Here is a 17,563-nt window from a genome sequence, read left to right on the forward strand (position 1 = left end):
CCTGCCGCCGTCGCCGGCGGCCGTCAGATGGCCAGGCGCAGGGCCAGGGCCGAAAGGGTCGCCAGCAGGACCGGCAGGGTCAGCAGGGCGCCGACCCTGAAGTAGTAGCCCCAGGTGATGCGCATGCCTTTGCGCGCCAGCACGTGCAGCCAGAGCAGCGTCGCCAGGCTGCCGATAGGGGTGATCTTCGGACCCAGGTCGCAGCCGATGACGTTGGCGTAGATCATCGCTTCGCGCACCGCGCCGGCGGTGTCGCTGGCCTGGATCGACAGGGCGCCGAGCAGCACGCTGGGCATGTTGTTCATTACCGACGAGAGGGCGGCGGAAAGCAGTCCGGTACCCAGCGCGGCCGCCCATACGCCGTGCTCGGCCAGGCGGTTCAGGAGCTGCGCCAGGAGGTCGGTGAGACCGGCGTTCTTCAGGCCGTAGACCACCAGGTACATGCCCAGCGAGAAGACCACGATCTGCCAGGGCGCTTCGCGCAGCACCCGCCGGGTCGAGATCACCCGCCCGCGCCCGGCCACCGCCAGCAGCAGTGCCGCACAGGCCGCGGCCACCGCGCTGACGGGGACGCCCAGCGGCTCCAGGGCGAACAGCCCGGCGAGCAGGACCAGCAGCATCCAGCCACCGACGACGAAGGTCGCGCGGTCGCGGATCGCCGCCCGCGGCGGCTTCAATTGCTCCAGCGCATAGACCGGCGGCAGGTCGCGGCGGAAATAGAGGAACAGCACCAGCAGGGAGGACGCGACGCTCACCAGGTTTACCGGCAGCATGACCGCGGCGTACTCGCCGAAGCCGAGCCCGAAGTAGTCGGCCGAGACGATGTTCACCAGGTTCGAGACCACCAGCGGCAGGCTGGCGCTGTCGGCGATGAAGCCCGCCGCCATGACGAAGGCCAGGGTCGCCGCCGGGCTGAAGCGCAGGGCCAGCAGCATCGACATCACGATGGGCGTGAGGATCAGCGCCGCGCCGTCGTTGGCGAACAGCGCCGAGACCGCCGCGCCGAGCAGCACGCAGAAGGCGAACAGGCGCCGGCCGTCGCCGCCAGCCCAGCGCGCGACGTGCAGCGCGGCCCATTCGAAGAAGCCGGCCTCGTCCAGCAGCAGGCTGATGACGATCACCGCGATGAAGGTGGCGGTGGCATTCCAGACGATGTTCCAGACGGTCGGGATGTCGCCCGGCGCGACGCTGCCCAGCGCCAGGGCGAGCAGGGCACCGATGCTGGCGCTCCAGCCGATGCCGAGGGCCCTGGGCTGCCAGATGACCAGGACCAGGGTGAACAGGAAGATGGCGAAGGCGATCAGCATGGGGCGGCTCGCGCTATTGGCAGCAGGCGGAGGCGCGCTGCGGGCGGCCGTCCATGTCGCGCAGGCGCGCTGCGTCGGCTTGCAGCCAGTCGCCGTTGGCCCGCAGGGTCACTTGCAGGACTTCGTGGATCCAGGCCGGCAGCGCAGGGTTCAGGCGGTAATACACCCACTGGCCCTGGCGACGGTCGAGGAGCAGCCCGGCACTGCGCAACTGGGCCAGGTGGCGGCTGATCTTCGGCTGGCTGTCGGCGAGGGCGCACATCAGTTCGCAGACGCACAGTTCGCCCTGGTCGACGATCAGCAGGGTGGCGCGAACGCGCGTCTCGTCGGCCAGGCACTTGAACACTTCGGCGGGGCTGGGCATCGCTGGGCCTTCCTGGATATATGGAAAGCTGAATATACGGATATCCGTATGTATTGCAAGCGCCCCCGCTCCCGCCGGCTAGCGGCGAGCGGCCTGGACTTCCTCGCTCGGCGTGCGCCCGAAGTAGCGCTTGAACTCGCGGCTGAACTGCGAGGGACTCTCGTAGCCGACCTGGTTGGCGGCGGTACTGGCGTTCAGCCCGTCCTGCACCATCAGGCTCCAGGCCTTGTACAGGCGCACGCTCTTCAGGTACTGGAGGGGCGAGGTGAAGGTCATCGCCTTGAAGTTGTGGTGGAAGGTCGACACGCTCATGTTCGCTTCGCGAGCCAGGGTGTCGATGTCCAGCGCACTGGCGTAGTCGGTGTGGATGCGCCGCAGGGCCCTGGCCATGCGCCCGTAGCCGCTGTGCCGGCCGGCCACCGCACGCAGGGCGTTGCCCTGCTCGCTGCGCAGGGCGCGGAAGATGATCTCGCGGACCAGTTGCGGGCCGAGGATATGGCTGTCCAGCGGGCTCGGCAGGCAGCCCAGCAGGCGCATCACCGCATCGGCCATCCCCGCGTCCAGCGGTACCGAAGCCATCGGCGCGCTGGGTGCCAGCTCATTGTCGTCGTCGCTGCCGGGAGCCTCTTCCATCTGTAGCAGCAGTTCCTTCAAGGTGCCGATATCCACGTCGACGCTCACTCCCAGCAAGGGTTCGGCGGCGGAGGCGTGGGTTTCGCATTCGAACGGCAGGGGCACCGACATCACCAGGTAGCGTTCGGCGTCGTAGCGGTAGGTTTCGCCGCCGAGGAAACCGATCTTCTGGCCCTGGGCGAGGATGCAGATGCGCGGCTCATAGAACACCGGGCTGCGCGGATAGGCCTGTTCGGCGCGCATCAGGCGAACCCCGGGGATGCGGGTGGCGTCGAAACCCGGTTCGTCTTGCAGGGTGGCGATCAGCGACGCCATGTCGGTGGAAGTAGTGCTCATGCCTTGGCTGTTTCTCCAGGAGGGGAGGCAAACGTAGCAACCCCGTGCGCGCCTGGGCAGTGGCGGCACGCAACATCGGCACGAATGGGCAAGGCTTCGACAGGAATGGACATTCTGCGGCGGCGCCCATCCGGCGAACAATTGCCCCCCGAACGGACCGCCGCCAGCAAGCCGTCGCGGCCCGCCATCCTGCGAAGAGGACACACCGATGACCCTACAGATCCGCGGCTACGCCGCCCAGTCCGCCAGCACCCCGCTGACCGCCCATCGCTTCGAACGCCGCGCGCCGCGCGCCGACGACCTGGTGATCGACATCCTCTACTGCGGCGTCTGCCACTCGGACCTCCATCAGGCGCGCAACGAATGGCACAACAGCCTGTACCCGCTGGTGCCGGGCCACGAGATCATCGGCCGGGTCGCCAGCGTCGGCGAGGCGGTGAGCGGTTTCGCGGTCGGCGAACTGGTCGGCGTCGGCTGCATGGTCGACTCCTGCCGGCACTGCGAGGCCTGCTCCGAGGGCCTGGAGCAGTATTGCGCGGAATACCCGACCCTGACCTACAACGGCCGCGACCGCCACGACGGCCTGCCGACCTTCGGCGGCTACTCGGAGCGCATCGTGGTCTCGGCCAGGTTCGTCCTGCGCATTCCCCAGGGGCTCGATCCGAAGGCGGCGGCGCCGCTGCTGTGCGCCGGGATCACGTCCTACTCGCCACTGCGTCACTGGAAGGTCGGCCCCGGCAGCCGGGTGGCGGTGGTCGGCCTGGGCGGCCTCGGTCACATGGGCCTGAAGTTCGCCAGGGCGCTCGGTGCCGAGGTGGCCCTGTTCACCCGCTCGCCGGGCAAGGAAGAGGAAGCGCGGCGGCTCGGCGCCGACCAGGTGATCCTTTCCACCGACCCACAGCGGATGGCCGCCGTCGCCGGACGCTTCGACCTGATCCTGGACACCGTGCCGCACCAGCACGACCTCAATCCCTATCTGGCGACCCTCAAGCGCGACGGCACCCTCGTACTGGTCGGCCTGCTCGAGCCGCTGGAGCCGGCGGTGCACGGTGCGCAACTGGTGATGGGACGCCGCTCGATCGCCGGCTCGGCCATCGGCGGCATCGCCGAGACCCAGGAAATGTTGGATTTCTGCGCGGCCCACGGGATCGCCTGCGACATCGAGATGATCGAGATCCAGCAGATCAACCAGGCCTACGAGCGGATGCTGGCCAGCGACGTGAAGTATCGCTTCGTGATCGACATGGCCTCCCTGCCGAAGTCCTTCTGAGACGGGCCGTCGGCGCCGGCGGGCTCAGCAGCCCTCGGCGTCGACCAGGAAGGTCTCGAAACGCACGCTTTTCGCCCCCAGCCGCCAGACGCCCGCGCTCAGCGGGCCTTGCGCGTCCTCCCGGGCCTGCCAGGCGCGTTCGCAGTCCTCGCGTGAACGCCAGCAGGTGTAGTTCAGCACGTGCTGGCCGTCCTCGCTGGGGTGCAGGCTGGCGGACAGGTAGCCCGGGCAGTTCCTGAAGCAGCGTTCCAGGCGTTGCAGGTGCGCGTTCTGTTCCAGCGCCAGCGACAACTGGCTGGCGGGTTCCACCTCGATATCGATGAGTTGCGCGTAGCACGGCGACCGCTCGCTAGCGGCCGGGCACTGATCGTCGGTGCAGCAGTAGGAGGAGGGGATGAGCATGGCGGGTTACTCCGGGTGACTTGTGTCGAGGGCCGGCCCAGGGTAAAACCTCAAGCAAACTTGAGGTCAAGCCAATCATGAAGAATTCCTGCGCATCTCGTGAACTGAGCGTCGGCGAACTGGCCAGGCGTGCCGGCGTGGCGGTCTCCGCCCTGCATTTCTACGAAACCAAGGGGCTGATCAGCAGCCAGCGCAACGCCGGCAACCAGCGGCGCTTCAGTCGCGAGACGCTACGCCGGGTGGTGGTGATCAAGGTCGCCCAGCGGGTCGGCATTCCCCTTGCGGAGATCGCTCGCGCCCTGCAGACCCTGCCGGCGGGGCGCAGCCCTAGCGCGGCGGACTGGGCGCGCCTGTCGGCGCAGTGGAAGGAGGATCTCACCGAGCGCATCGACAAGCTGCTGCTGTTGCGCGACCAACTGGACGGCTGCATCGGTTGCGGCTGCCTGTCGCTCCAGGCCTGCCCGTTGCGCAACCCCGGCGACCAGCTTTCCGCCGAGGGGCCGGGAGCGCACTGGCTGGACGCCGAGGGCCGCGAGCACGACGGCTAGGCAGCGGTCAGCCGTGGTGCTGGCGGTCGGCGACGGCCGGGCTGTCCTGCAGGTTGTCCGGCGGGATCGCCAGGGCGCGTAGCGATCCGGCCATGATGTCGCTGAAGGTGGGCGCCGAGACCAGGCCGCCGAAGTAGCCGATCCTGGTCGGCGAATCGATCATCACCGCCAGCACCAGTTGCGGGTCGGACGCCGGCGCCATGCCGACGAACAGCGAACGGTAGGACTTGTCCGCGTAGCCCCGGCCCGAGGCCTTGCGCGCGGTGCCGCTCTTGCCCGCCACGTGGTAGCCCGGCACGCGGGCGCGGACCACGCCCTTCGGGTCTTCCACCACGGTTTGCAGCATCGCCCGGATGCGCCGTGCGATCTGCGGGTCCATCGCCTGGCGCACCTGGTTCTGCGGGTTGTCGCGGAGCAGGCTGAGCGGCACCAGCTTGCCGTCGTTGGCGAACACCGAGTAGGCCTGGGCCAGCTCGGCGGTGTTCACCGCCAGGCTGTAGCCGAACGACATGCTGGCGGTGGCGATGTTCGACCATTTCTCGTGGAACGGCAGGTAGCCCGGGTTCTCGCCGGGGAAGCCCAGCGACAGCGGCGCGCCGAAACCGACCCGGCCGAGCTGTTCGAGGATCGGCTTGGGTCCGATCTGCAGGGCGACCTTGCTCATGCCGATGTTCGAGGAGTTGATCAGCACTCCGGTCATGGTCAGTACGTCGCGCCGGGCGACGTCGTGGATGGTGTGCCCGTCGATGGTCATCCAGCCCGGTGCCACGCTGACTTGACTGTTCTCGTCGAACTTGCCGGAGGCCAGCGCCGCCGACATGCTGAACGGCTTGATCACCGAGCCCGGCTCGAAGGTATCGGTGAGGGTGCGGTTGCGCATGAAGGCCGGGGCGAAGCTGGCGCGGTTGTTCGGGTTGTAGGAGGGGAAGTTGGCCATCGCCAGGATCTGCCCGCTCTTCGGGTTCACCAGGACCGCCGAGCCGGAGTGCGCGCCGAACTTGAGCACGGCCTTTTCCAGCGCCTTGTAGGCGATGAACTGTAGTCGCAGGTCGATGCTCAGGGCCACGTCCTGGCTGGCCTTGGGCGTCTTCAGCACCTTGATGCTGTTGACCAGCGAGCCGCGCGGGTTGATCGCCACCTCGCGTACCCCGTCCTTGCCGCTCAGCCAGTCGTTGAAGCCCAGTTCGGTGCCTTCCTGGCCGCGGCCGTCGATGTTGACCAGGCCGATCAACTGCGCGGTCAGCTCGGAACTGGGGTAGAAACGCTTGTATTCCTTGATCTGGTGTACCCCCGTTATGCCCAGGGCCATCACCTCGCTGGCCTCGATCGGCGACAGGCCGCGCTCGAGGTAGAGGAAGCGCTTGTTCGGGTTGGCCTGGAGCTGGGCCAGCAGCGGCGCCGCGGGGCGGTGCAGGGCGCCGGCCAGGCGCGGCACCTCGTCGAGGTGGGCGGCCATTTCCCTGGGGTTGCACCAGATCGACGCGACTTCGGTGGATACCGCCAGCGGCTCGCCGTTGCGGTCGGTGATCATGCCGCGGGTGACCGGGATCGGCAGGTCGCGGATCGAGCGAAGGTCGCCCTGGTCGGCGAGGAATTCGTGGTCATGGACCTGGAGATAGACCAACCGTCCGGAGACGGCCAGGGAGGCGAGGACGAACAGGGTGACGACAAGGATGAAGCGGTAGTTTCGGCGTTGACTGCTCATGCAAGGGCACACTGGGGAAGAGGGAGAGCGGAAGCCCGTCCGGGGCAGTGCTGAAACATCCTGTTGCAGTTGGCAACTGTACCGTCACCCGCCACCCGCCGGTCAAGCCCTTTGCCGCCGTCTAGAGCACCAGGCGCATCGCGCAGCGGCTGTCGGCGGCGAAGCCGATCTCCTGCTCGTGGCCGAGGATCGCGCGCAAGCGCTCGCCGGCTTCCTGCCAGGTCAGCCGCTGGAAGCCCAGGCGTGCGTAGAATGGCGCGTTCCAGGGCACGTCGCAGAAGGTCGTCAGGGTCAGCGCCCGGCAGTGGCTGGCGTGGGCGTAGGTCACCGCGCGCTCCAGCAGGCGGCGGCCCAGGCCCTGTTGCTGGTGGGCCTGGGCGATGGACAACTCGGCGATGTGCAACTCGTCGGCGCAGCGTTCGGCGGCGAGGAAACCGACCGGCTGGCCATCGGCGTCTTCCGCCAGCCAGTGGCTGCCGCGCTCGATCAGGCGGCGATGGAAGTCCACCCCGGCGACCCCGGCGTCGGCGATCCAGGCCAGCTCGGGCAGCAGGCGGAAGCTTTCCCCGGCTGAGCGCTCGATGGCCGGGAGCAGCGCGGCGTCCTCGTCGCGGCTGGTTCTGATGCGGTAGTCCATTGGCTTTTCACTCCATGAGCAGGCCGTCGAGCAGCACGTCCAGGGCCTGGCAGGCCCTGGCCAGGCTCTCCGGCGGGTGTTCGGCGTTGGCGATACGCAGGGCGGCGTCCACCAGCGCGCCGTTGAGCAGCCAGGCCAGGGCCTCGGCGTCGGTGCGGCGGACGCGCCCGCTGTCCATCAGTTCGCGCAGTTGCCCGGTCATCGAGCTTAGGCAGCGCAGTTGGCTGGCCTCGCTGCTGGGGCTGCCGAGGATGGCCGGGGCATCGCGCAGGACGATGCGCTGGATTTCCGCTTCCAGGGCCATTTCCAGGTAGGCCCGGTTGTAGGCACGGAAGCCGCTCCAGAGGTCCTCGCCGGCAGCCAGGATGGCGCCGAGGCGAAGATTCATCTCGTCGTCGATCTGCTGCACCACCGCGGCCAGCAGGCCTTTCTTGTCGCCGAAGTGGTGATACAGCGCGCCGCGGGTGAGGCCGGCGCTGGCGGTCAGTTCGTCCATCGAGGCGCCGGCGTAGCCGTTGTCGGCGAACGCTCGGCGCGCGGCGTCGATCAGCTTGGCGCGGGTTTCCTCGATCATCTCGGCGCGAGGCTTGCGGGCCATGCGAGGTCTCCGGGTGGCGAAGGGGCTTCAGGATAATTGACATACGCTGCGTATGTCTCCATGATTTTTGACATACGCAGCGTATGTTAATTTCGTCTTCTCCCGTCGTCGCCGGTTCCGCTGGAGCCGGCCAGCCGAGGCTTTCCATGAGCAACCCCTATCTCGAACTGTTCGCCGCGCCCGGCGCCAAGGGCTTTTCAGCCGCCGGCCTGCTGGCGCGGATGCCCCTGTCGATGACCGGCCTGGGCATCGTCACCATGCTTTCCCAGGTGCATGCCGACTACTGGCTGGCCGGTACCGTGGCGGCCACCTTCGTGTTCTGCAATGCCTTGCTCGCGCCGCAGGTATCGCGCCTGGTGGACCGCTTCGGCCAGGGCCGGGTGCTGCTCCCGGCCGCGCTGGCCAGCGCCCTGGCGATGAGCGCGCTGTTGCTGTGTACGCACTATCGAGCGCCGAATGCCTGGCTCTACCTGTTCGCCTTGCTCGCCGGGGCGATGCCGAGCATGCCGGCCATGGTACGGGCGCGCTGGACCGAGCTGTACCGGGGCTCGCCGAAGCTGCACACGGCGTTTTCCTTCGAATCGGTGATGGACGAGGTGTGCTACATCATCGGGCCGGTGCTGGCGGTGAGCCTCAGCGTCGGCTGGTTCGCCGAGGCGGGGCCGCTGCTGGCGACGCTGTTCCTGGTCGCCGGGGTGAGCCTGTTCAGCCTGCAACGCGGCACCGAACCGCCGCTGCATGCCCATCCGCGGCGCCGCGCCGGCAGCGCGCTGGCCTATCCGGCGGTACGCGTGCTGGCGCTGGTGCTGGCCGCCATCGGGGTGATCTTCGGCGCGGTGGAAGTGGTCAGCGTGGCCTTCGCCGAGGCGCACGGCAACAAGGCTGCGGCAAGCCTGGTGTTGTCGGTCTATGCCGTCGGCTCATGTCTCGCGGGATTGCTGTTCGGGCTGCTGCGCTGGCGCCTGGCGCTTTCCCGGCAACTGCTCTGCATGGTTACGCTGATGGCCCTGAGCCTGATGCCGCTGCTAGGGGTGGAGAGCATCCTTGCGCTTGCCCTGACCGTGCTGGTGGCCGGCTTCAGCGTGGCGCCGACGATGATCCTGGCCATGGGCCTGGTCGAGCGCGCGGTGGACCCGGCGCGCCTCACCGAAGGCCTGACCTGGGCCATCACCGGGCTGGGCATCGGCATGGCCTTGGGCTCGGCGCTGGCCGGTTGGGTGGTGGAGGGCTACGGCGCCGCCAGCGGTTTCCTCGTCGCGGTCGGCGCCGGCTGGCTGGCCTGGCTGCTGGCCCTGGCCTGCTTCCGGGTGCTGGCTCAGGACGAGGCCGGAGACTGCGCGGTGTCCGGCTGAGCCGGGAAGGCGTATTCGCGTTCGACCCGGGCGATCCGCGCGCTGAAACCGGCGTACCAGTCGCGCCGGCCGCGCGCCTGGGCGTCGCGGTGCTCCGCGTGGCGGCTCCAGGCACGGATCGCCGCCTCGCTGTCCCAGTAGGAGACGGTGATGCCGAAACCGTCGGCGCCGCGGACCGACTCCACGCCGAGATAGCCCGGCTGGCGGCTGGCCAGTTCCAGCATGCGCTCGGCCGCTTCGGCGTAGCCGTCGTCGACGGCGCTGCGATGGGAGCTGAAGATCACTGCGTAATAAGGTGTCGGGCCGCGCCGGGGGCGGTCGCGGCGCTGCGTCCGGCACGCCTCGACGAATGCCTTCGGCAGTGGCGGCAGGACGCCGGCCAGGGCTGCCCGCTCGGGTTGGAACAGGGTGGCGACGAAGAACGGATGCTGTTCCAGCTCCACCGCGCGGATCGCTCCGTCGGCGCTCCAGGCGCTGGCCCGCAGTGCGCCGCCGGTAAGTTCCGCGGCGAAGCGCGGGGCGATTGCGTAGCGGCAATGGTAGTCCGCCTCGATCCAGTCGGCGGCATACGCCAGGGCCAGGCGCGAGCCGCGCAGCAGGCGGACTTCCTCGCGGGCTTCGAGCAGAGCGCAGGGCAGGGCGGCGATCACCGCCTGGTCGCTGTGCGGATGCTCCTCACCATGGGTCGCCGCCTGCCAGCCGAGGGCGTTGCGGGCGAACTCGAGGATCGTGTGCTGGAAGCCGGCGCAGGTACCGAGGAACGGCCGGCGCCGGCCCCGGGCATGGGCGATCAGGCGCAGCACCGCGTCGGCGTCGCGATAGGGGCTGCCCGGCACGCACCAGAACCCGTCATAGCGCTCCAGCGCCGGCTCGGCGGGCAGGCGGTCGCTGGCCAGCCAGTCGAATGCGATCTCCAGGCCGAGTGCCTCGCCGGCCAGGCGCAGGGCCAGGGGAATCGCCCGGTGGGCGGTGATGTGCGGGTCGTGGTCGCCGACCAGGGCAATGCGCAGCGGCGCCGCGGGAGGGGTGGACATCCGTTTTCGCTCCAGTTTCGCCACGCCGGTTGGCGGGCCCTGGCGCTCACTCTATAGTTGCGTTTCCGCACTCGATATCGGCGCCAATGCAAAAGATGAATGCACCGCTGCAATATCGCCTGGACCATGCCGATCTTGCCCTGGTCCTCGCCCTGGTTCGCGGCGGCAGCCTGGCGCGGGCCGCAGAGTTGCTCAGGGTCGATGTGTCGACGGTCTTCCGGGCCATCCGCCGGCTGGAGAAGAACCTCGGCAAGGCATTGTTCGACAAAAGCCGCAGCGGCTACCTGGCGAACCAGACCGCCCGCCGTCTGGCGCAGCAGGCGGAACTGGCGGAGCAGGCGCTGGAGGCGGCGCGCATCGGCCTCGAACTGGAGCGCGAGGTGCTCAGCGGTACCGTGCGCATGACCTGCTCCGACGCCGTCCTGCATGGCCTGCTGCTGCCGGCGCTGGCGCGCTTCATGCCTGGCTATCCGGCCCTGCAACTGGAGCTGGCGACCTCCAACGACTTTGCCAACCTCAGCCGGCGCGACGCCGACATCGCCCTGCGCATGACCCGCACGCCGCCGGAACACCTGGTCGGGCGCAACCTCGGCGAGGTGCGCTACGTGCTCTGCGCCAGCGAACGCTACCTGGAGGGCCGCGACGCGACGGAGCCCGCCATGCTGCACTGGATCGCCCCGGACGATTTCCTTCCCGACCACCCGAGCGTGGTCTGGCGTCGTCGACACTATCCCGGGGTGCTGCCGGCCTACCGCTGCAACGGCGTGCTGGCGGTCGCCGAGATGGCCCGCGCCGGCCTCGGCCTGGCGGCGATCCCTGCCTACCTGCTACGCGACGGCGACGGCCTGCGGGTACTGGACGCCGACCTCGAGGGCTGCGCCAGCGCCCTGTGGCTGCTGACCCGTCCGGACTGCCGGGCGTTGCGCTCGGTGGTCGCGTTGTTCGACGAGCTGGGGCGGCATGTGCGATTGGGAGATGAGTGAAGGGGTGGCCGTGCCTGGTATGGCAACCCTCTCCCGCGAGCGGGAGAGGGGCTGGAATGGCAGGCCTGGCGCTCAGCCGCGATCCGCCGCGGCCGATCCCGGCGGCGGAATGTCGCCCACCGCCGCCGCGCCGGTGTCCTTGCGCAGGCGCCTGACCTCGTCGACGCTGACGCTTGGCGCCTGGTTGCCCCAGCTGGTGCGGATGAAGTTGACCACGTCGGCGATCTCCTGGTCGTTCATCCGCCAGCCGAACGGCGGCATGGTGAAGCTCGACGGTGCCTGGTGGGTGGCCGGCAGGGTGCCGCCCTTGAGCACGATGTGCACCAGGGAGGTCGGGTCGCTGCCGGTCACTACCGGGTTGCCGGCCAGGGCCGGGAAGACCCGCGCATAGCCCTTGCCGTCGGTGCGGTGGCAGGCCCCGCAGTTGTCGACGTAGAGCGCCGCGCCGGTCTTGCTGTCATCGCCGTGGAACAGTGCCTGGGCCACGCTCTCGTCGTAGACGTGCGGCTGGTCGGCGGGGTCCGCCGGCGGCAGCGACTTGAGGTAGCGGGCGATGGCGGTGAGGTCGGCGTCGGTCATGTACTGCATGCTGTGCACCACCACGTCGGACATGCCGCCGAACACCGCGCTGCGCTCGCTGCGGCCGGTACGCAGGAAGCTGACCAGGTCGGCTTCGCTCCAGCTGCCCAGTCCGGTCCGGTGGTCGCCGCGCAGGCTCTTGGCGATCCAGTTCTCCAGCGGCGCGCTGCCGGACAGGTAGGCCGCGCCATCGCTCGCCGCCAGGGCCTTCTCCTGCATGCCCAGCCCACGCGGGGTATGGCAGGCGCCACAGTGGCCAAGGCCTTCGACCAGGTAGGAGCCGCGCGCCAGCACCGGGTCCTGCCCGGCGGCGGCCTGGAAGTCCTTCACCTCGGGAGCGAAGGTCCAGCGCCAGAATGCCAGCGGCCAGCGCATCGACAGCGGCCAAGGGATGTCGCTGGCCTTGTTGGGCTGCTCCACCGGCTCCACGCCATGCATGAAGTAGGCGTAGAGGGCGCGCATGTCCGCTTCGCTGACTCGCGCGTAGGACGGGTAGGGCATCGCCGGGTAGAGCGTGTCGCCGGACCTGGCCACGCCGTGGCGCACGGCACGGTCGAAGTCCTCGAAGCTGTAGTCGCCGATGCCGGTCTTGCGGTCCGGGGTGATGTTGGTCGAGTACACCGCGCCGATCGGCGTTTCCATCGGCAGGCCCCCGGCGAACGGCTTGCCGTCCCTGGCGGTGTGGCAGGCCACGCAATCGCCGGCGCGGGCCAGGTATTCACCCTGCCTGACCAGGGCCGGGTCCGGCGCTGCGGCGGCCTGGGCGATGCCGCAGGCGAGGGCGGAGAGGGCGAGGAAGGCTGTCGGTTTCATCGTTGCGCTCCTCATGCCTGCACCAGCGGACCGGGGTTCTTCAGGTATTGCTCGCGGATCGCCTTGGCCGACCAGTAGGCCAGCGCCGCCACCAGCCCAGTGGGGTTGTAGCCGGTGCCCTGGGGGAAGGCCGAGGCGCCCATGACGAAGACGTTGTGCACGTCCCAGCTCTGCAGGTAGCGGTTGAGCACACTGGTCTTCGGATCGCTGCCCATGATCGCCCCGCCGAGCAGGTGGGTGGTCTGGTAGACCCGTGTATTGAAGTGGTCGCCGAAGTTCTTGACGCTCACCGAGATGGCCTTCGGGTTCATCGCTTCGGCGATCTTGCGCATGTGCTCGGTGACGTAGCGGCTCATGCGGATCTCGTTGTCCTTCCAGTCGAAGGTCATGCGCAGCAGTGGCTGGCCGTAGGCGTCCTTGTAGGTCGGGTCGAGGTCGAGGTAGTTGTCGCGGTAGGTCATGTTGCTGCCGTGGGCGTCCATCGACACGGTGTGCGTGTAGGCGTCCTTGACCGCCTGTTTCCAGCCGCTACCCCAGCTCGGCGTGCCGGGCGGCACGGCGAGGCCGCCGATCGGCTTGGAGCCGGCCTGGTTGACCCACATCGGCGAGCCGCCGACGAAGCCCAGCGGTCCGTGGTCGAAGTTGTCGGCGTTGAAGTCGTCCACCGCCACGCCGCCACCGCCGGTGCCGACGAAGGGGTTGGTATGCACGTCCTTGTCGAAGAACGCCTTGATGGTGGCCATGTTCTGGTAGGCGAAGTTCTTTCCCACCACGCCCTCGCCGGTGCGCGGGTCGTAGGGCTTGCCGATGCCGGAGAGCAGCAGCAGGCGCACGTTGTGGAACTGGAAGGCGCTGATGATCACCAGCTTCGCCGGCTGCACGATCTCGCGCCCCTGGGCGTCGACGTAGGTCACGCCGGTGGCCTGCCTGCCGTCGCTGTCGAGGTTGACCTTGAGCACGTTGCAGTTGGCGCGCAGTTCGAACAGCGGGGTCTGGCGCAGCGCCGGCAGGATGTTCAGGTTCGGCGAGGCCTTGGAATACATGTAGCAGGCGTAGCCGCTGCAGAAGCCGCAGAAGTTGCACGGCCCCATCTGCACCCCGTAGGGGTTGGTCCAGGGCCCCGAAGCGTTGGCCGCCGGCAGGTCGTAGGGGTGCAGGCCGAGTTCCTCGGCGGCCTTGCGGAATAGTTGCGCGGAGTACACCTGGCGCAGCGCCGGCAGCGGGAAGTCGTCCGAGCGGTCGGCGGCGAACGGATTGCCCTTGCCGACCACCTGGCCCTTGACCGTATGCGCGGTGCCGGAGGTGCCGAAGACCTTCTCGGCGAAATCGAAGTGCGGCTCCAGCTCTTCGTAGCTGACCCCGTAGTCCTGGATGGTCATGCCTTCGGGGATGAATTTCTTGCCGTAGCGTTCCTCGTAATGGCTGCGCAGGCGCAGTTCCTCGGGCATGATCCGGAAATGCACGCCGGACCAGTGCAGGCCGGCGCCACCGACGCCGTCGCCGGGAAGGAAGGCGGAGAGCTGACGGTAGGGCAGCGCGGTGTCGTTGATCCCGTGGCGGATGCTCACGGTGCTCTTGGAGAGATTCTGGAACAGCTTGCCGCGTGTGTTGTAGGTCAGCTCGTCGAGGGTGTTCGGGTAGGCGCCGTCGGGATAGGTATCGCGGTTCTCGCCGCGCTCCAGCGCCACCACGTTGAGCCCGGCCTCGGTCAGCTCCTTGGCCAGGATCGCTCCGGTCCAGCCGAAGCCGACCACCACCGCGTCCACCGGTTTGAGTGTCGTCGCCATGTTCAACCCCTCTCGCCGGAAATCGCCACCGGCGGGAAGGGATACTTCTCGCCGCGGTCGGCCCAGTCCATGAAGTCGGCGCGGGCGCCGGGGAAACCGACCAGCTTCCAGCCCACCAGGCCGCGATTGCCGCCGTGCTGCGGATCGGAGAAGAAGCCTTCGTGGGTGTTTTGCAGCAACTGGCCGAAGAGCAGCTTGGCCGGCAGGTCCTGCAGGTCGATCTGGCCGGCTTCCAGGCGTTGCAGGATGTCGTCCTGCGCCGACGGCTCCAGCTCGGCGAACGGCTTGCCCTGGTTGGCCTTGCTCCAGCGTTCCAGGGCGGCGATGCCGACCCGGTAGATGTCGCGTGGCACCAGCTTCAACTGATGGCCGAACTCCGGCGCGGCGTCGGTGACGAACGGCCCCTGCATGTACCAGAGTGCGCCGTGCCCGTAGGGGGTTTCCATCTGTCGGTCGATGAACTCCGGCACCCCGGCCTCGATGGCGCCGGGGCCGTTGTCGTCGCTGGGGATCAGTCGCGCCACCGCGGCGTTGACGAAAGCCCATTCGGTGTTGGTGAAGAAGCGAGGCTGGTAGCGTTCGCGGGGTTTGTCCTGCTCGGCGGCGGGCGTCTGCATGGCATGGCCGACGCCATAGCCGGCCAGGGTCACCGCCGGGATCACGGTCAGGGTCTTGCGCAGGAAGTCGCGGCGGCCGTTGACGGCCTTGTCATCGGGCATGGTGGGGTCCTCTCTGGATCATCACGGTTTCGTCTTTCTGATAATGATTAGCAGGCTAATTATAAGTTCATGTGTCACGTTGAAAAAACGTTTCAGCAAGGATTCAGGCAGGCCAATACCGGCAAGTGAAGCAGAACGGCGCGCCGGGCGTCGGCCCGGCGCGGCCTTCAGGCGCCTCGCCGTCGCGCCCAGGCCGAAGGATTGACCAGGTTCAGCGGCCGCTCGCCGGCGAGGGCGGCCAGCAGGTTGTCTACCGCGCAGCGGGCCATGGCTTCGCGGGTTTCCTCGGTGGCCGAGCCGATGTGCGGAGTGGCCACCACGTTCGGCAGGCGCAGCAGCGGCGAGTCGGGAGACAGCGGCTCGCGCTCGAACACGTCGAGGCCGGCGGCGCGGATCCGCCGCTGGGCCAGGGCCTCGATCAGGGCCGCCTCGTCGACCACCCGGCCACGGGAGATGTTGATGAAGATCGCCTGCGGGCGCATCCGGGCGAACTGCTCGGCACCGATCAGGCCTTCGGTGGCGGCGGTCAGCGGCAGGGTCAGGCAGACGAAGTCGGATTCCTCGAGCAGCGCGTCGAGGGGGCGGTAGCTCGCTGCGTAGCGTTCTTCGACGTGGGGCTTCGGGCTATGGCTGTGGTACAGCACGCGCATGCCGAAGCCGTGGTGCCCGCGCCGGGCCAGGGCCTCGCCGATGCGGCCCATGCCGACGATACCGAGGGTCTTGCCATGCACGTCGGTACCGAACTGGGCGGCGCCGACGCTCTTCTTCCATTCCCCGGCGCGCACCCAGCCGGCCAGTTCCACTACCCGCCGGGCTGTCGCCAGGATCAGCGCGAAGCCGGTGTCGGCGGTGGTCTCGGTGAGCACGTCGGGGGTATTGCTGAGGAGGATGCCGCGGCGGTCGAGGTAGTCGATGTCATAGTTGTCGACGCCCACCGAGACGCTGGCGATGGCTTCCAGTCGCGGTGCCAGGTCGAGCAGTCCGGCGTCCAGGCGCAGGCTGGCGCCGAGCAGGCCGTGGGCCTCGGGCAGGGCGTCGCGCAGGCGGGCCAGGCCGTCGCGGCCGGGCTCCTCGACCAGGAGCACCTCGACCCGTTCGCGCAGGCGTTCCATCAGGGGCGCGGAGAGACGTTTGTAGAGAACCACTTTCTTCATCGGATGCTCCGGAGTCGGTCAGGGGTGGGCCGGCGCCGCCCGCCGCGAGGCGTGCGCGCGAGCGGCATCGGGCTCGCGCTTGTCGGCGTGCGGGTTGAGGAACACGGTGAGCAGCACCGACAGCAGCAGCGCTCCGCTCATGAACAGATAGGAAGCCCCGGGCCCGCCGGTGATGCCGTTCAGGTAGCCGACCAGCCAGGAGCCGGAGAACGAGCCCAGCGCGCCCATGCTGTTGATCAGCGCCATGGCGCCGCCGGCGACGTTGGCCGGGAGGACTTCCGGGACGATGGCGAAGAACGGTCCGTAGGGCGCGTACATGCAGGCCCCGGCCAGCACCAGCAGGGCGTAGGACAGCCAGAAGTGCTCGCTGCCGAGGGCGTAGGAACCGTAGAAGGCGATGGACGCGATGAGCAGCGGCGGCCAGACGAAACGCTTGCGTTTCTGCAACCGGTCCGAGGCCCAGGACACCCCGAGCATGGCGATCACCGCCGCCAGGTAGGGCAGCGCCGACAGCCAGCCGGCTTCTATGATGTCGATGTTGGCGCCGTGCTTGAGGATCGACGGCAGCCAGAGGACGAAGCCATAGACGCCGATGCTCCAACAGAAGTACTGCAGCGAGAGGACGATGACCTTTGGCGAACGGAACGCCTCGCGGTAGTTCTTCACTGGCTTGATGCCCTGCTGCTCGGCGGCCAGGGCGTCTTCCAGGTCGCGTTTTTCCGAGCCGCTCAGCCAGGCGGCCTGGCGCGGGCGGTCATCCACCAGGCGCCACCAGATGAAGGCCCAGATCACCGCCGGCAGGCCTTCGATGATGAACATCCAGCGCCAGCTGAAATGCTCCACCAGGTAGCCGGAGACCACCGACATCCAGAGGATGGTCACCGGGTTGCCGAGGATCAGGAAGGTGTTCGCCCGCGAGCGCTCGGCGCGGGTGAACCAGTGGCAGAGGTAGACCAGCATCGCTGGCATCACCGCCGCCTCGACCACGCCGAGGAGGAAGCGGATGCCGATCAGCAGATAGACGTTGGCGACCATCCCGGTCAGGGTGGCCAGTCCGCCCCAGAGGATCAGGCTGACGAAGATCAGCTTCTTGACGCTGCGCTTTTCCGCGTAGATCGCCCCCGGCACCTGGAAGAAGAAGTAACCGAGGAAGAACAGCGCGCCCAGCAGCGAGGACAGCCCGGGAGTGATCCGCAGGTCGTCGGCCATCCCGGAGGCGGCGGCGAAGCCGTAGTTGGCGCGGTCCAGGTAGGCCAGGCTGTAGGTGACGAAAACGATCGGCATGATGTACCACCAGCGGCTGCTGGCGAGGCGAGGCATGGTCATGGTCGGGTATCTCCTG

At 68.5% G+C, this 17,563-nt stretch carries 17 protein-coding genes; 4 read left to right on the plus strand and 13 right to left on the minus strand.

From position 1 onward, the window contains the following. Nucleotides 1–23: 23 nt before the first annotated feature. The 3 genes from FHW81_RS16755 to FHW81_RS16765 form a co-directional block, all read right to left on the minus strand. Nucleotides 24–1,307 (minus strand): arsenic transporter, encoded by a 1,284-nt coding sequence (locus FHW81_RS16755; RefSeq protein ID WP_058180304.1) that lies wholly within the window; start codon nt 1,305–1,307, stop codon nt 24–26. Between the two features lie 13 nt (nt 1,308–1,320). Next, nucleotides 1,321–1,671 (minus strand): metalloregulator ArsR/SmtB family transcription factor, encoded by a 351-nt coding sequence (locus FHW81_RS16760; protein WP_003089312.1) that lies wholly within the window; start codon nt 1,669–1,671, stop codon nt 1,321–1,323. Between the two features lie 78 nt (nt 1,672–1,749). Then, entirely contained in the window at nt 1,750–2,640 is an 891-nt protein-coding gene (locus FHW81_RS16765) for an AraC family transcriptional regulator (RefSeq protein ID WP_010792992.1), read from the minus strand. Between the two features lie 208 nt (nt 2,641–2,848). On the opposite strand from FHW81_RS16765, the gene FHW81_RS16770 reads away from it, so the two are divergent. After that, nucleotides 2,849–3,910, plus strand: coding sequence for an NAD(P)-dependent alcohol dehydrogenase (locus tag FHW81_RS16770; protein WP_116802728.1), 1,062 nt, complete (start codon nt 2,849–2,851; stop codon nt 3,908–3,910). Between the two features lie 24 nt (nt 3,911–3,934). On the opposite strand, the gene pumA is transcribed toward FHW81_RS16770, so the two are convergent. After that, nucleotides 3,935–4,312: a monooxygenase PumA gene (gene pumA, locus FHW81_RS16775; protein ID WP_003089304.1), complete on the minus strand. Its 378-nt coding sequence runs from the start codon at nt 4,310–4,312 to the stop codon at nt 3,935–3,937. A gap of 77 nt (nt 4,313–4,389) precedes the next feature. On the opposite strand from pumA, the gene soxR reads away from it, so the two are divergent. Then, nucleotides 4,390–4,860 carry a redox-sensitive transcriptional activator SoxR gene (gene soxR, locus FHW81_RS16780; RefSeq protein WP_003089301.1) on the plus strand — a complete coding sequence of 157 codons (471 nt, stop codon included), beginning with the start codon at nt 4,390–4,392 and terminating at the stop codon, nt 4,858–4,860. A gap of 7 nt (nt 4,861–4,867) precedes the next feature. Here the strand turns inward: soxR and FHW81_RS16785 are convergent, their stop codons facing one another. The 3 genes from FHW81_RS16785 to FHW81_RS16795 all read right to left on the minus strand — a co-directional run bounded on the left by FHW81_RS16785 (nt 4,868) and on the right by FHW81_RS16795 (nt 7,800). Beyond that, nucleotides 4,868–6,565 (minus strand): peptidoglycan D,D-transpeptidase FtsI family protein, encoded by a 1,698-nt coding sequence (locus FHW81_RS16785; RefSeq protein ID WP_003110751.1) that lies wholly within the window; start codon nt 6,563–6,565, stop codon nt 4,868–4,870. A gap of 121 nt (nt 6,566–6,686) precedes the next feature. Next, nucleotides 6,687–7,202, minus strand: coding sequence for a GNAT family N-acetyltransferase (locus FHW81_RS16790; RefSeq protein WP_003089295.1), 516 nt, complete (start codon nt 7,200–7,202; stop codon nt 6,687–6,689). 7 nt (nt 7,203–7,209) lie between these two features. Continuing rightward, nucleotides 7,210–7,800 (minus strand): TetR/AcrR family transcriptional regulator, encoded by a 591-nt coding sequence (locus FHW81_RS16795; protein ID WP_003113746.1) that lies wholly within the window; start codon nt 7,798–7,800, stop codon nt 7,210–7,212. 146 nt (nt 7,801–7,946) lie between these two features. Between FHW81_RS16795 and FHW81_RS16800 the strand changes: the two genes are divergently transcribed. Continuing rightward, nucleotides 7,947–9,152, plus strand: coding sequence for an MFS transporter (locus FHW81_RS16800; protein WP_003117816.1), 1,206 nt, complete (start codon nt 7,947–7,949; stop codon nt 9,150–9,152). On the opposite strand, the gene FHW81_RS16805 is transcribed toward FHW81_RS16800, so the two are convergent. Next, nucleotides 9,116–10,186 carry a CTP synthase C-terminal region-related (seleno)protein gene (locus FHW81_RS16805; protein WP_003089287.1) on the minus strand — a complete coding sequence of 357 codons (1,071 nt, stop codon included), beginning with the start codon at nt 10,184–10,186 and terminating at the stop codon, nt 9,116–9,118. The two genes, FHW81_RS16800 and FHW81_RS16805, sit on opposite strands and share 37 nt — an antisense overlap. A gap of 86 nt (nt 10,187–10,272) precedes the next feature. On the opposite strand from FHW81_RS16805, the gene FHW81_RS16810 reads away from it, so the two are divergent. After that, nucleotides 10,273–11,169: a LysR family transcriptional regulator gene (locus FHW81_RS16810; RefSeq protein ID WP_003117815.1), complete on the plus strand. Its 897-nt coding sequence runs from the start codon at nt 10,273–10,275 to the stop codon at nt 11,167–11,169. 72 nt (nt 11,170–11,241) lie between these two features. Here FHW81_RS16810 and FHW81_RS16815 read toward each other — a convergent pair whose 3' ends face one another. From FHW81_RS16815 to FHW81_RS16835, 5 genes are all read right to left on the minus strand, one after another. Then, a complete protein-coding gene (locus FHW81_RS16815; protein WP_116802729.1) occupies nt 11,242–12,561 on the minus strand; it encodes a cytochrome c in 1,320 nt (439 codons plus the stop codon). Between the two features lie 11 nt (nt 12,562–12,572). Beyond that, on the minus strand, nt 12,573–14,348 hold the full coding sequence (locus tag FHW81_RS16820) for a GMC family oxidoreductase (RefSeq protein WP_003110747.1): 1,776 nt from the start codon (nt 14,346–14,348) through the stop codon (nt 12,573–12,575). 2 nt (nt 14,349–14,350) lie between these two features. Then, the gene (locus FHW81_RS16825) at nt 14,351–15,067 is read right to left on the minus strand and encodes a gluconate 2-dehydrogenase subunit 3 family protein (RefSeq protein WP_003110746.1); all 717 of its coding nucleotides are present in this window, start codon (nt 15,065–15,067) and stop codon (nt 14,351–14,353) included. Between the two features lie 167 nt (nt 15,068–15,234). After that, nucleotides 15,235–16,221: a 2-hydroxyacid dehydrogenase gene (locus tag FHW81_RS16830; protein WP_003122747.1), complete on the minus strand. Its 987-nt coding sequence runs from the start codon at nt 16,219–16,221 to the stop codon at nt 15,235–15,237. Between the two features lie 18 nt (nt 16,222–16,239). Next, a complete protein-coding gene (locus FHW81_RS16835; RefSeq protein ID WP_003113740.1) occupies nt 16,240–17,547 on the minus strand; it encodes an MFS transporter in 1,308 nt (435 codons plus the stop codon). Between the last annotated feature and the right edge of the window lie 16 nt (nt 17,548–17,563).

Origin of the sequence: Pseudomonas sp. RC10-4-2, from assembly GCF_050433085.1 — a bacterium.
Lineage (GTDB): Bacteria > Pseudomonadota > Gammaproteobacteria > Pseudomonadales > Pseudomonadaceae > Pseudomonas > Pseudomonas aeruginosa.